This window comes from Streptomyces flaveus (assembly GCF_014647675.1).
Lineage (GTDB): Bacteria > Actinomycetota > Actinomycetes > Streptomycetales > Streptomycetaceae > Streptomyces > Streptomyces flaveus.
This window is the reverse complement of the sequence record NZ_BMPQ01000010.1, coordinates 210,658-224,462: the sequence shown is the minus strand read 5'-3', so window position 1 is coordinate 224,462 and position 13,805 is coordinate 210,658. Positions and strand designations below refer to the sequence as shown.

The following is a 13,805-nucleotide window of genomic DNA, read 5'->3' as shown; positions in this document are numbered from 1 at the left end:
GTGCTCGTACTCGTCGCTCCCGGCCAGGGCGCCCAGACGCCCGGCTTCCTGACTCCTTGGCTCGAACTCCCCGGCGCCGCCGACCGTCTCGGCACGTGGTCGGACGCCATCGGCCTCGACCTCGCCCACTACGGCACGCAGGCTGACGCGGACGCGATCCGTGACACGGCGGTGGCGCAGCCGCTGCTCGTCGCGGCCGGACTCCTGTCGGCGTCCGCGCTCGGCGAGGTGGCACCGGGTGCCGTCGCGGGCCACAGCGTCGGCGAGATCACGGCCGCCGCCTTCGCGGGCGTCCTGGACGACACGGCCGCCCTGGAACTCGTACGCAAGCGAGGCCTGGCCATGGCCGAGGCCGCCGCGATCACGCAGACCGGTATGTCGGCGCTGCTCGGCGGTGACCCCGAGGCGACGATTCCGCACCTGGAGAAGCTCGGCCTGACCCCGGCGAACGTGAACGGCGCGGGCCAGATCGTCGCCGCCGGCACCATGGAGGAACTGGCGGCTCTGGAGGCCGACAAGCCGGAGGGCGTACGACGCGTCGTCGCCCTCAAGGTCGCGGGCGCCTTCCACACGCACCACATGGCCCCCGCGGTCGCGAGCCTGGAGCAGGCCGCGGCGGAGCTGACGCCGGCCGACCCGAAGATCACGTACGTCTCGAACAAGGACGGCCAGGCCGTCGCGACCGGCGCCGAGGTACTGTCTCGGCTGGTCGGCCAGGTCGCCAACCCCGTTCGCTGGGATCTGTGCATGGAGACCTTCAAGGAGCTGGGCGTGACCGCGCTGGTCGAGGTGTGCCCGGGCGGCACCCTGACCGGTCTCGCCAAGCGCGCCCTGCCCGGCGTGCAGACGCTGGCGCTCAAGACCCCTGACGACCTCGACGCTGCTCGCGAGCTCATCGCCGAGCACGCTGGCTGACAAGGAGCCCCGAGAGCATGTCGAAGATCAGGCCCAGCAAAGGTGCCCCGTACGCCCGGATCATGGGCGTGGGCGGTTACCGTCCCACCCGGGTCGTGCCGAACGAGGTGATCCTCGAGACGATCGACTCCTCCGACGAGTGGATCCGCTCGCGCTCCGGCATCGAGACCCGTCACTGGGCCTCCGACGAGGAGACCGTCGCCGCGATGTCCATCGAGGCCTCCGGCAAGGCGATCGCCGACTCCGGGATCACGGCCGAGCAGATCGGCGCGGTGGTCGTCTCGACCGTCTCGCACTTCAGCCAGACCCCGGCCGTCGCCACCGAGATCGCCGACAAGCTCGGCACGAACAAGGCCGCCGCCTTCGACATCTCGGCGGGCTGCGCGGGCTTCGGCTACGGCCTGACCCTCGCCAAGGGCATGGTCGTCGAGGGTTCGGCAGAGTATGTACTCGTCATCGGCGTCGAGCGCCTTTCCGACCTCACCGACCTGGAGGACCGCGCGACGGCCTTCCTGTTCGGTGACGGTGCGGGCGCGGTCGTCGTCGGCCCTTCCCAGGAGCCGCACATCGGCCCGACCGTCTGGGGTTCCGAGGGCGACAAGGCCGACACGATCAAGCAGACCGTGCCGTGGGACCGTTTTCGGATCGGCAATGTGTCCGAGCTGCCGCTCGACTCCAAGGGCGACATCAAGTTCCCTGCGATCACGCAGGAGGGCCAGGCGGTGTTCCGCTGGGCCGTGTTCGAGATGGCGAAGGTCGCCAAGCAGGCGCTGGACGCGGCCGGAATCACCCCGGACGACCTGGACGTCTTCATTCCCCACCAGGCCAACGAGCGGATCATCGACTCGATGGTGAAGACACTCAAGCTGCCGGAGCACGTCACGGTCGCGCGTGACGTGCGCACCACCGGCAACACCTCGGCCGCCTCGATTCCGCTCGCTATGGAGCGGCTCCTGGCGACCGGCGAGGCGAAGAGCGGCGACACCGCGCTCGTCATCGGCTTCGGGGCGGGTCTCGTGTACGCCGCGACGGTCGTTACCCTCCCCTAGGCACCCCGTGCCAGGTCCCCCTCGGACCCGGTACGCAGCAACACCTGCCGCTGACGCGGCGGGCGCCACACCCTCTGGATATCTACGAAGGAGCGCCTCACATGGCCGCCACTCAGGAAGAGATCGTCGCCGGTCTCGCCGACATCGTGAACGAGATCGCCGGGATCCCGGTCGAGGACGTCCAGCTGGACAAGTCCTTCACCGACGACCTGGACGTCGACTCGCTGTCCATGGTCGAGGTCGTCGTCGCCGCCGAAGAGCGCTTCGACGTCAAGATCCCGGACGACGACGTCAAGGACCTCAAGACGGTCGGCGACGCCACCAACTACATCCTCAAGCACCAGGGCTGAGCAGGCCGCTCGGCCAGGGCGCTGAAAGGCCCCGCCACCCGGCGGTGGCGCCGCTGATCCTCGTAAACGTTGGAGAAAGAATTCCCGTGAGCTCGACCAATCGCACCGTGGTCGTCACCGGTATCGGCGCAACCACACCGCTGGGTGGCGACGCAGCCTCGACCTGGGAGGGTCTGGTCGCCGGTCGTTCCGGCGTCAAGGCCCTGGAGCAGGAGTGGGCCGCCGAACAGGCGGTCCGTATCGCGGCCCCGGTCGCCGTGGAGCCGACCGAGGTCATCCCCCGGCCGCAGGCCCGCCGCCTCGACCGCTCGGCGCAGTTCGCGCTGATCGCGGCCAAGGAGGCCTGGGCGGACGCCGGTTACACCGACAAGGCGGGCGAGGGCGCTGACGTCGACCCGAACAGGCTGGGCGCGGTCATCGCCTCCGGCATCGGCGGCGTCACCACCCTGCTCGACCAGTACGACGTACTGAAGGAGAAGGGCGTACGCCGCGTCTCCCCGCACACCGTCCCGATGCTGATGCCGAACGGGCCGTCCGCCAACGTGGGTCTCCTCGTGGGCGCCCGTGCCGGTGTGCACACCCCGGTCTCCGCCTGCGCGTCGGGCGCCGAGGCCATCGGCTACGGGATCGAGATGATCCGCACCGGCCGCGCCGACGTGGTCATCGCCGGTGGCACGGAGGCGGCCATCCACCCGCTGCCCATCGCCGCGTTCGGCAACATGATGGCGATGTCCAAGAACAACGACGACCCGCAGGGTGCCTCGCGCCCCTACGACATGGCGCGCGACGGCTTCGTCCTCGGTGAGGGCGCGGGCGTCATCGTGCTTGAGTCGGCCGAGCACGCCGCGAGGCGCGGTGCCCGCGTCTACGCGGAGGCGGTCGGCCAGGGCATCTCGGCCGACGGCCACGACATCGTGCAGCCGGAGCCCGAGGGCCTCGGCATCTCGCACGCCCTGCAGAACCTGCTCGACAACACCGACCTCAACCCGGCCGAGATCGTGCACGTGAACGCGCACGCCACCTCGACCCCGGCCGGTGACGTCGCCGAACTGAAGGCGCTGCGCAAGGTCTTCGGCGACGACACCGACCACTTCGCGGTCTCCGGCACCAAGTCGATGACGGGTCATCTCCTCGGTGGCGCGGGCGGCGTGGAGTCGGTCGCGACGGTGCTCGCCCTGTACCACCGGGTGGCCCCGCCGACCATCAACATCGACAACATCGACCCGGAGGCCGAGGCCAACGCCGACGTCGTCCGCGGCGAGGCCCGCAAGCTCCCCGTCGAGGGCCGCATCGCCGCGCTGAACGACTCGTTCGGCTTCGGCGGGCACAACGTCGTGCTGGCGTTCCGAACTGTCTGATCGACTGTTCCAGCCGCCGGAGAGCGATTTCCGGTCGTACGCGGCGTGATGTGCGTCTACGTGATGAAGGGCCCCACCGTCTGGTGGGGCCCTTCATCGTGTTGAGCAGGCATCAGACGACTTGGTGCAGCCAGCGCACCGGAGCGCCCTCGCCCGCGTACCGGAAGGGCTCAAGTTCGTCGTCCCAGGGCTTGCCGAGGAGCTTGGTGAGTTCGGACTCCAGTTCCGTCTCGCCGCTCTGGGCGCGGACGAGGGCGGCGCGCAGCCGGTCCTCAGGGATCAGGATGTCGCCGTGGATGCCGGTGACGGCGTGGAAGATGCCCAGTTCAGGGGTGCAGCTGTAGCGCTCGCCCTCGGCGGTGGCGGACGGCTCGGCGGTGACCTCGAAGCGCAGCATCTGCCAGCCGCGCAGTGCCGAAGCCAGTTTGGAGGCGGTGCCGGCTTCGGCCTGCCAGGAGAGCTCGGATCTCCACGTGCCCGGCGCCGCGGGCTGCCGGATCCAGTCGAGGTTGACGCGTGCACCGAGCACGCCCGCGACTGCCCATTCGACGTGTGGGCACAGCGCGCGCGGCGCGGAGTGCACGTAGAGAACTCCACGTGTCGTCACTGGGACCTCCGGGCAGAGCGTTGCATCTTGTGACTTTGCGGACCGACCTCGGTGGCAGGGCAGCCACGTGGCGAGGCTATCGTGCGAGGGCGCAAGGAGTGTGACGTACCGTCTGTCCCAGCACCCTGAAACACTGAGGTTTCACTCGGCGGGACGCGTACGAGGTCCCGGCCGGGGGTCCGGCCCGTGACGTAGCCACGAAACGGACTACGCGCCCACGGGAAAACACAGTCACCCAGGGGGACGCCCGTACCGCGGGTTACAGTTGCACGACGAGCGAGGAGATCCGGGAATGCGTAGACGTGGCCACCGATCACGTGCTGTTGCCGTCACAGCGGCGGCGGCGCTTCTCGGCATCGTGGGGACGGCCGGCTGCGACGCGGTCGGCGGCAACGAAGCGGCCCCCACCGGCAGTACCTCGCGGTCGAAGCCGTCCACGGAAGCCACCACCTGGAACCTCAGCCCGAACTCGATCGCCGCGGTCGGCGACTCCATCACGCGCGCCTTCGACGCCTGCGAGGCGCTGTCCGACTGCCCCAAGGTCTCATGGGCGACCGGCAGCGACGCGAAGGTCGACAGCCTCGCGGTGCGGCTGCTCGGGAAGTCCGGGGCCGCCCAGCGGAGCTGGAACTACGCGAAGACCGGCGCCCAGATGGCCGAGCTGGACGACCAGCTGGCCCAGGCGGCGACGCGGAAGCCGGAACTGGTGACGGTGCTGGCCGGCGCCAACGACGCCTGCCAGCCGACGGTGGCCGCCATGACATCGGTGCCGGAGTTCCGCGCCCAGTTCGAGGACGCGATGAACACGCTGCGCGAGACGTCGCCCAAGACCCAGGTGTTCGTGGCGAGCGTGCCCGATCTGAAGCGGCTGTGGTCGATCGGCCGGACCAACGAGCTCAGCAAGGAGATGTGGAAGCTGGGCATCTGCTCCTCGATGCTGGCGGAGCCGGACGACCTGGGCGCGACGGCGACGTCGCGGCGCGACAAGGTGCAGGACCGGGTCAAGGAGTACAACGCCGTACTGGAAGACGTGTGCGAGAAGGACAAGCTGTGCCGCTTCGACGGCGGGGCCGTCTACAAGTACCGCTTCGACGCAGCGCAGTTGAGCACCGTGGACTGGTTCCACCCGAGCACGAGCGGCCAGAAACTGCTGGCGGAGATGGCGTATCGCGTGGTGACGGCGCCGAAGCCGGCCGACTTGAAGTTGCCGACGACCGGCTGACGGACGCGGCGCGCGTCGCAGGGGCCCGCAAGGGCCCCTGCACCGTCACACGTCGATCGTCGTCGTGACCCGAAGGTCCGCGATCGACCTCCCCGCCTCCACCTCGTACGGACCCTTCACGAACGCCCATGAGTCAGCGGTCTCGTCCCAGATTTCGAAGGCCCGGCGCGGGAGTTCGACCCCGACCTCGACGCTCTCACCGGGCCCGGCCTCGACGCCCGCGAACCCGGCGAGCCACCTCACCGGCCGCTCGGGGTCGGTCTCCGTCGGCGCGAGATAGACCTGGACGACTTCGCGGCCCGCGCGCGTACCGGAGTTGGTGACGCGGACCGTGGCCGTGGTGCCCTCGATCTTGACCGACTCGTACGTCCAGTCGGTGTAGCCGAGGCCGTGGCCGAAGGCGTACGAGGGGGTCCTGCCCTCCTTCTGCCAGGCGCGGTAGCCGATGAACACGCCCTCGGTGTAAGGGAGTTCGCCGTCCGACGGGACCACCTGAGTGACGGGGGCGTCCGTCAGCGAGCCCCAGGTGGTGGGCAGTCGGCCGCCCGGTTCGTACGCGCCGGTGAGCACGTCCGCCAGCGCGGCGCCGCCTTCCTGGCCAGGGAACCAGTCGAGCAGTACGGCGGCGACCTCGTCGCGCCAGGGAAGCTCCACCGGGGAGCCGGAGTTGACGACCACGACGGTGTTCGGGTTGGCGGCGGCGACCGCGCGGACGAGGTCGTCCTGGTGGCCGGGGAGCCGCAGGTCCTTTCGGTCGAAGCCCTCCGACTCGACGCGCTCGGTGGTGGCGACCACGACGACGGCGGTGTCGGCGGAGCGGGCCGCTTCGACCGCCTCGGCGATCAGTTCGTCGGGGTCGCGCTGGGGCTCCTGGTGGGCGAGGGTGAAGGCGATGGCCTTCATGGTGCCGCTGTCGCTGTCGGGTATGGCCGGGACGTAGGTGAGGGACACCTCCACCGGTTCGCCCGCTCGCAGTTCGGCCTCGGCACGCGGCACGGGAGGCGCGAAGAAGGCCTCGAACGGGCCGTCGTCCTCGCCGGGGAGCTGGGGCCCGTCGAAGTAGATGGTGCCGTCCACTGCCAGCGTGAACTCGCCCAGGCCCCGGACGCCGAACGTGTGCGGGCCGCTCTCGCGCGGGGTGAAGGTGCCGGTCAGCTCGACGCTGTGCAGGGTGTCGTGGGTGACGCCCTCGGGGAGGTCGTTGCCCATCCACTGGAGCTGGCCGCTGGGGGCGGAGCCGGCGCCGATGACGTTGCCGTCGGCGTCCCGGCAGACGGCGCGCAGCTCGAACCCCTTGTCGGCGGTGGCGAGTTCCTCGTTCGGGTCGGCGCCGACCGCGTACGTCAGGCTGCCCTGGGGCAGGGCGGCGGTGAGTCCGTCGAGCGGCGAGACGACCCGGGCGGGGAAGACGACGGCGGACCCGCCGCCGAGGACGCGGGCGTCGCGGGCGGCGGCGCCGATCAGGGCGACCTTGTGTCCTTCGGGCAGCGGCAGGGCGCCTTCATTGCGTACGAGGACGAAGGAGCGGCGGGCGATCTCGCGGGCCAGGGCCTCGCCGTCGACGGTCCCGGGCAGCTCGGTCACGACGGGCTCGGCGCCCTCCAGGATGCCGACGCGGGCGGCGAGCCGCAGCACGTTCCGTACCGCCGCGTCGATCTTGTCCTCCGTGACCAGCCCGTCCCGTACGGCCTGCGCGAGTGCGTCGCCGTACACGGTCTGCGGGCCGGGCATCGCGATGTCCAGACCACCCTCGATGGCCGCGGTGGTCGACCGGGCGGCCATCCAGTCGGAGACGTTGATGCCGTCGAAGCCCCATTCTCCGCGCAGGACTTCCTCGACGAGCCGGTGGTGCTCGGTCATCGTCGTGCCGTTGACCGAGTTGTAGGCGGTCATGACGCCCCAGGGGCGGGCGTCGGCGACGATGGCCTCGAAGGGGGCCAAGTAGAGCTCGCGCAGGGCGCGTTCGGAGACGACGTTGTTCACCGTGAAGCGGTCGGTCTCGGCGTCGTTCGCGACGAAGTGCTTGACGGTGGTGCCGACGCCGCCCTCCTGCACACCGGCGACGTACCCGGTTCCGATCCGCCCGGTCAGGTACGGGTCCTCGCTGTACGCCTCGAAGTGGCGCCCGCCGAGCGGCGACCGCTGGAGGTTGACGGTGGGTGCGAGCAGGACGTGCACGCCCTTGCGGCGGGCCTCCTGGGCGAGCAACACCCCTGCCCTGCGGGCGAGTTCGGGGTCCCAGGTGGCGGCGAGCGCGGTCGGGGACGGCAGCGCGACGGACGGGTCGTCGGCGGTCCAGCGCACGCCTCGTACGCCGATCGGACCGTCGGACATGACCAGGGACGGCAGCCCGATCTCGGGCAGTGCGGGCAGCGACCAGATGTCCTGCCCGGCAAGCAACCGCACTTTCGCGTCCAGGTCGAGCCTGCCCAGCGCGGCCTCGACCACGGCCTCGCGTGCCTGGTCGGCCGGGTGCTTGCCGTGGTCGACCTGGTTGCCTTGCGTGCCCGCCATGACGGTGCCTCCTCGTTGAAGTCCGGTCCGTCCGCTCATCGTGCACGTTTCACCAGTAGATAGGTAGGTCTCGTTATCTTGTAGTTACATGAATCTTCACGTACGTCGTAGGCATGTCGTACGGTGGCCATATGTCGACGACCAGGGCAATCAGGGGTGCCGAGCGGCGCGCGGAGATTCTCCGGGCCGCCCTGGAGGTGATCGCCGAGCGCGGCTACCGGGGGGCGAGCCTGAGTGTGGTCGCCGAGCGGGTGGGGCTCACCCAGCAGGGGCTGCTGCACTACTTCCCGACGAAGGAGGCCATGCTCGTCGCCGTCCTGGAGGAGCGCGACCAGTGGGACGCGATGCCGGACTCCAACTGGCGGCTCGACCTGCTCGCCTCACTCGTCGACTACAACGCGATGCGCTCGGGCATCGTGCAGACCTTCTCCGCACTGCTCGGCGAGAGCGTCACGGAGGAGCATCCGGCACGCGAGTTCTTCACCGGCCGGTACGAGGCCGTGCGCGCGAACGTGGCGGAGGTGCTGCGCGCCGAGTACGGCGAGCGGCTGCCAAGCGGACTCACACCGGAGCGGGCGGCCCCGCTGCTCGTCGCGGTGATGGACGGCCTTCAGTACCAGTGGCTGCTGGCCCCGGAGGAGGTGGACATGCCCGGCGCGTTCCGGGACTTCCTCACACTGCTTGGTGAGAAGGGGAGTTGACGCCGGGGGCTGGTGGATTCGGCGACCGCGCCCCCCATGGCCTACGCCCCAACCGTCACGCGATACTTTCGCCACCCCGGCGTTTCGCGTGACGGAAGGACCTGAACTCCCTTGACGTATCTACGTGTTCGGCTCGGCGCCCTCGGACTGGCAGCCGTCCTCGCAGGCCTCGCGACCCCGCCCGCCCTGGCCGCACCCGCCGAGGAGCCCACGGCCGCGCTCACCGTGGAGGAACAGCGCCTCGACAGGGCGGCGCCCCAGGAGATCCTGCGCCGGTCCGGATTCGACACGGTGGCACCGGAGTTGGCGCGCGCGCTGGGCAAGGTGCGGTCGTATGCGGAGGCCGAGCGGGTGGTCGTACGGCAGGGTGCGCGGCTGTGGCAGCGGGCTGTGGACCGGGCGCAGGGGCGGGGGCCGTCAGGCGGTGACCTCAGCCGGGACGACGACCGGCCGTTGTACTGGGCACGGCTGGGCATGACGCGTGAAGTACGCCAGTGGGAGCCGGAGTTCGGCCTCACGGACGCCCGACGCACCAAGCTGCTGGGCGCACTTGAGCGGACCTCGCGCGGTCAGGACTCCATCCGCTATCCGCATCGCAAAGGCGTCGAGCGGATCCTGGTGACCGGCTTCGACCCGTTCACGCTGGACCGGGACGTACGGATCTCCAACCCCTCCGGGGCCACCGCCCTCGCTCTCGACGGCACGGTGATCGAGACGGCCGACGGCCCGGCCCGTATCGAGACCGCGCTCTTCCCGGTCCGCTGGCAGGACTTCAGCGACGGAACGGTGGAGCGGACGCTGCGTCCGTACCTCCCCCGCGTCGACCTGTTCACCACGGTCAGCCAGGGCCGCGTGGGCCGCTTCGACGTCGAGCGCACCAACGGCGCCTGGCGGGGCGGCTTCCCCGACAACGAGAACCTCTCGCGCACGGAGACCATCCCGGTGACCGACCCGGCCTCGCAGCCGCAGTGGACGTCGACGACCTTGCCGTACAAGGAGATTGTGGCCGCCGATACGGGCCGCTTCCCCGTGTACGACAACACAGAGGTGACCGAGATCCCGGCGGGCGGCACCGATCCCGTCGTACGCCCCGAAGGCCCGACGCCGGGCTCGACGGCTCGCGAGGGCGGCGGCGGGGACTACCTCTCCAACGAGATCGCGTACCGCGCGACGCTGCTGCGCGACCGGCTCGGGCTGGGCGGCTCGCTGCCCGGCGGGCATGTGCACACGCCGGTGCTCCAGTTCGGTACGGGCAACACGGATCCGGCGACGGGCACGGTCACGGATCCGCAGTTCGTGCAGAACCGGCTGGACATCATCGCGCAGGTCCGCGAGATCGTGACGGTGGCGGCGGGCGCGTCGCGGTAGGTCAGGACGCGTCCCGGTAGGTCACCAGGCGACGGAGTCGCCCCGGACCTGTCCCTCTCCCTCGCCCTCTTCTTCTCCGGTTTCCTCACCCAGCAGGTCGCGGGCCATCAGCGTGGCGCCCGCGACCGCGCCGGGCATCAGGAACACGGCGACGAACGGTACGACGAAGGCGAGGGCGAGGGGTGTGCCGAAGCCCCACACCAGGGCCTTGCGGGAGCGCAACAGGCGCAGGCGGTCTCGGGCTTCGACGCGACGGCGCTGCATCGCGACCGACGTCAGCTCCTCGGTCAGGAAGAACCCGGTGACGAAGAACCCGATCACCGGCACGACGGTCTGCCCGACGAACGGAATGAACCCGAGCGCGAAGAGCAACACGCCCCACGCCGCGGCCCTGACGACGATCCGCAGACTGTCCCGCGCCGAGATCACCAACTCCCGCCACAACGACAGCCCCGACTCGGGCGCCGTCCCGTCCGGCGAGACGTCCCGGTCCACGGACTCGGAGAGCTTCTCGTAGAAGGGCTGCCCGATGAGCAGGGTCACGGCGGTGAAGGTGACGACGGCGAGGAGGAGGGCGAGTGCGAAAAGGACTGCCGTCAGGAACCCCCGGAAGAGGCCCAGCCAGGGGCTCGCCCAGTCATCGGCGAACGGGGTGGCCCAGGCCACGAAGTCCGTACCCCACACGGCCAGGCCGACGAGCGCGGCCGCATACAGCACAAGCGTGATGAGCCCCGGGATCAGCCCGAACCCGAACTGCTTCCCATGCCGGGCAACCCAACGCTGCCCCTGCCCCAAGTAGCCGAACCCCACGCGCAGATCATGCATGGGGGCACCATATCGGGGGCGTGCCGCTCGTCGTAGGTGTAGCAGTAGGTCATATGTTGCTCCTCAGTGCCGTGGGTCGCAGTGCTTCCGGCAGATCGCGAGGTGCACCAAGCCCATGTCGAGCTTGAGTATTTCGCTGAGCAAAGCGTCTCTGGTCACCGTGGTGGAGCCGGACATCATCTTCCCTGTTCGATCGCGAGGCCGACCGACTGCCGAAAGGCCGATGCAGTCCTGCGAGTTCCTCGGCGGCCTGCGCGTACAGGTCTGCGATTACGTCGCAGCCCTGCTGGCGGAACATGTACTCGGCCCCGTAGAACGGGTAGGCAGGACGGGCCAGGAGGTACCTGTCGACGAAGGCTCCGGCGCCTCGTTGCGGCCAGTGAGGATCCTGCGGGATCGTCCGCGCCACTCACGCCCGTACAGCTTTGTCCAGGTTGTTGTGCGGGCCTCCGTCTCGCTCAGCGTGTCAGTTCATCAAATCCGGGCTCATGGCCCGCGACGGTGATTGTCGCGGGCCATGAGCCCGTTGTCAGAACAGGTCCAGCTGGGCAGACTCGACCGCTCCCAGCATGCGGCACTTCCCCGTCTCTCCGTCGACGCACACGTAGCCCGTGCCGATAGCCATGTCTCGAAGGTCTCCGCTGCGGAGGTAGGCGACCGACTGACAGTCGAAGTAGAAGGTGCTTCCCACCTGGGCGTGCTCTCCTTCGACGAGCGCAAAGGTCATGCCCTCATGGCTGACTTTCTCATCCAGGAACCTCTGGGCCAGCCTGGTCGCCTCTTCGATGTCCAGCATCAGTCTGTCCTCAGGAGGGAGAAGTTCCGCCACCGCGCTCTTCGAGTACCTGGAAATCTTCCACAACCGCCAGCGCAGACACTCCGCGCTGGGCATGCTCACCCCGGGAGAGCCAGACTTCGGCAAGCGGTTCACGAGCCACTCCGGCCGGCGCCCTGCAGCACGCTACGGGCAGCAAACCCGACCACGCGCTACTACCGCACATATAAGTCAGCGGTTCACTCGACCTGCCCCGAGCTGCGTGGCGTCGGCGGATCCGGGAACGGTTCACTGCGCTGACGGTCAGAACGGCACGCCGGCTCGCTTGGCAAGGCGGGTCAGCCTCGGGTTGCTGCGACGGTGCAGTGAGGTCAGCACCCGCATCAACTCCTGGCTCATCGGGTGGACGCGGGCCATCTCGGGCGCGACACCCCATGCTTCTTCGAGCGACTCGAGAGCGGAGTCACGGTCACCGAGGGCCAGTCGCGGCCGGCCAAGGAGGCGCGCACCGACATGGGCCCAATGGGCGGGTAGCCGTGGTGGCGTGGGAAGAGGGCGGCACGGCTCGGTTCCCGGCCGGAGATGAGCTACTCCTTGGCGAATCCGGCCGGTGACGCGCGATCCGGGCATGCACTCCACGAAAAGTGTGACACTTTCCCGGAAAGTGTCACACTTTTCGCACCTGGTACCCCGGCAGAAGGGCTTGGCCACAGCGTCACTCAGCTGAGGCGGGGCTCCCCTTCTGCGGGCGCGCATCTCGGACCGGCTCCGCGCCTGTGCCAACTGCCCGGCTCCGGGCGCAGCGGCGTCGGCGGCTGTTCCGCCGAAAGTGTGGCGGGGACAGCGGGCCAGAGGTGCACGGCGGTGAGAGCCGGAGCAGGAGCAGTAGCTTCGGTTTCATGACCGAGGAGACGATCATCGCGCTGCGGAACTACGACTGGCTCGTCCGCGCTCGAGGGCTTGATGACGTAGTGCTGGACTGGGACTCCGGCACCCTCGTGTACGACGATGGCGGCACCACCATCGACGCACTGGCCGAACGGGGTTTCACTCCGGCGACGTAGCTGCCGGATCCTCCGGCCGAGTCCCGAGGTCCTCCGGCCGTGTCCCGACACCCAGCTTCTCCTTGATCTTCTTCTCGATCTCGTCGGCGAGGTCGGGGTTGTCCTTCAGGAAGGTGCGGGCGTTCTCCTTGCCCTGGCCGAGCTGGTCGCCCTCGTACGTGTACCAGGCGCCGGCCTTGCGGACGAAGCCGTGTTCCATCCCCATGTCGATCAGCTCGCCCTCGCGGCTGATGCCCTGCCCGTAGAGGATGTCGAACTCGGCCTGTTTGAAGGGCGGCGCGATCTTATTCTTGGCCACCTTGACGCGGGTGCGGTTGCCGACCGGCTCGGCGCCGCGCTTGAGGGTCTCGATGCGGCGGATGTCCAGGCGCACCGAGGCGTAGAACTTCAGCGCCCGGCCGCCGGTCGTGGTCTCTGGAGGGCCGAATACGATGCCGATCTTCTCCCGGAGCTGGTTGATGAAGATCATCGTGGTCCTCGACTGGCCGAGTGCTCCGGTGATCTTCCGCAGCGCCTGGCTCATCAGCCGGGCCTGGAGGCCGACGTGGGGGTCGCCCATCTCGCCCTCGATCTCCGCCCTCGGCACGAGGGCGGCGACGGAGTCGATGACGATGAGGTCGACGGCTCCGGAGCGGACCAGCGTGTCGGCGATCTCCAGCGCCTGCTCGCCGGTGTCGGGCTGGCAGGCGATGAGGTCGTCGATGTCGACGCCGAGCCTTCTCGCGTACTCGATGTCGAGGCCGTACTCGGCGTCGATGAACACCGCGGTCCCGCCGGCCCGCTGCACGTTGGCCAGGGCGTGCAGCGCGATGGTGGTTTTCCCGCTCATCTCCGGGCCGTAGATCTCCACGACCCGCCCGCGCGGCAGGCCGCCCACGCCGAGGGCGACGTCGAGGGCGACGGAGCCGGTGGGGATGACCTCGACGGGGACCCAGGGGTCGTCGCCGAGGCGCATGACCGAGCCCTGGCCGAACCGCTTCTCGATCTGGGCGAGGGCTAGTTCGAGCGTCTCTTCGCGGTTCTGTACTTTCATGGGGTCCCCCTCGGGGGTAATGGG

The 13,805-nt window shown here is 69.5% G+C and carries 13 protein-coding genes; 8 read left to right on the top strand and 5 right to left on the bottom strand.

Features of this window, described 5'->3' with window-relative positions:
• From IEZ21_RS22015 to IEZ21_RS22000, 4 genes are all read left to right on the top strand, one after another.
• A complete protein-coding gene (locus IEZ21_RS22015) occupies window positions 1-915 on the top strand; it encodes an ACP S-malonyltransferase (RefSeq protein ID WP_189323635.1) in 915 nt (304 codons plus the stop codon).
• Between the two features lie 17 nt (window positions 916-932).
• On the top strand, window positions 933-1,964 hold the full coding sequence (locus IEZ21_RS22010; RefSeq protein WP_189323634.1) for a ketoacyl-ACP synthase III: 1,032 nt from the start codon (window positions 933-935) through the stop codon (window positions 1,962-1,964).
• A gap of 101 nt (window positions 1,965-2,065) precedes the next feature.
• Window positions 2,066-2,314 (top strand): acyl carrier protein, encoded by a 249-nt coding sequence (locus IEZ21_RS22005; protein WP_033320683.1) that lies wholly within the window; start codon window positions 2,066-2,068, stop codon window positions 2,312-2,314.
• Between the two features lie 86 nt (window positions 2,315-2,400).
• Entirely contained in the window at window positions 2,401-3,672 is a 1,272-nt protein-coding gene (locus IEZ21_RS22000) for a beta-ketoacyl-[acyl-carrier-protein] synthase family protein (protein WP_189323633.1), read from the top strand.
• A gap of 112 nt (window positions 3,673-3,784) precedes the next feature.
• Here IEZ21_RS22000 and IEZ21_RS21995 read toward each other — a convergent pair whose 3' ends face one another.
• Window positions 3,785-4,279, bottom strand: a complete 495-nt coding sequence (locus IEZ21_RS21995; protein ID WP_033320685.1) for a DUF3145 domain-containing protein — start codon at window positions 4,277-4,279, stop codon at window positions 3,785-3,787.
• 292 nt (window positions 4,280-4,571) lie between these two features.
• Between IEZ21_RS21995 and IEZ21_RS21990 the strand changes: the two genes are divergently transcribed.
• Window positions 4,572-5,501: an SGNH/GDSL hydrolase family protein gene (locus IEZ21_RS21990; RefSeq protein ID WP_189323632.1), complete on the top strand. Its 930-nt coding sequence runs from the start codon at window positions 4,572-4,574 to the stop codon at window positions 5,499-5,501.
• Window positions 5,502-5,546: 45 nt separating this feature from the next.
• On the opposite strand, the gene IEZ21_RS21985 is transcribed toward IEZ21_RS21990, so the two are convergent.
• Window positions 5,547-8,015: a glycoside hydrolase family 3 protein gene (locus IEZ21_RS21985; RefSeq protein ID WP_189323631.1), complete on the bottom strand. Its 2,469-nt coding sequence runs from the start codon at window positions 8,013-8,015 to the stop codon at window positions 5,547-5,549.
• 113 nt (window positions 8,016-8,128) lie between these two features.
• Between IEZ21_RS21985 and IEZ21_RS21980 the strand changes: the two genes are divergently transcribed.
• Together IEZ21_RS21980 and IEZ21_RS21975 are read left to right on the top strand one after the other, a co-directional pair.
• Window positions 8,129-8,716, top strand: coding sequence for a TetR/AcrR family transcriptional regulator (locus tag IEZ21_RS21980; protein WP_189323630.1), 588 nt, complete (start codon window positions 8,129-8,131; stop codon window positions 8,714-8,716).
• Between the two features lie 111 nt (window positions 8,717-8,827).
• Window positions 8,828-10,084, top strand: a complete 1,257-nt coding sequence (locus tag IEZ21_RS21975) for a PA0049 family protein (RefSeq protein WP_189323629.1) — start codon at window positions 8,828-8,830, stop codon at window positions 10,082-10,084.
• A gap of 21 nt (window positions 10,085-10,105) precedes the next feature.
• Here IEZ21_RS21975 and IEZ21_RS21970 read toward each other — a convergent pair whose 3' ends face one another.
• Window positions 10,106-10,909, bottom strand: a complete 804-nt coding sequence (locus tag IEZ21_RS21970) for an EI24 domain-containing protein (protein WP_189323628.1) — start codon at window positions 10,907-10,909, stop codon at window positions 10,106-10,108.
• 529 nt (window positions 10,910-11,438) lie between these two features.
• Window positions 11,439-11,705: a hypothetical protein gene (locus IEZ21_RS21965; protein WP_189323627.1), complete on the bottom strand. Its 267-nt coding sequence runs from the start codon at window positions 11,703-11,705 to the stop codon at window positions 11,439-11,441.
• Window positions 11,706-12,583: 878 nt separating this feature from the next.
• Between IEZ21_RS21965 and IEZ21_RS21955 the strand changes: the two genes are divergently transcribed.
• Window positions 12,584-12,748 carry a hypothetical protein gene (locus IEZ21_RS21955; protein ID WP_169786195.1) on the top strand — a complete coding sequence of 55 codons (165 nt, stop codon included), beginning with the start codon at window positions 12,584-12,586 and terminating at the stop codon, window positions 12,746-12,748.
• On the opposite strand, the gene recA is transcribed toward IEZ21_RS21955, so the two are convergent.
• Window positions 12,732-13,781 (bottom strand): recombinase RecA, encoded by a 1,050-nt coding sequence (recA, locus tag IEZ21_RS21950; protein ID WP_189323626.1) that lies wholly within the window; start codon window positions 13,779-13,781, stop codon window positions 12,732-12,734. The two genes, IEZ21_RS21955 and recA, sit on opposite strands and share 17 nt — an antisense overlap.
• Window positions 13,782-13,805 lie beyond the last annotated feature (24 nt).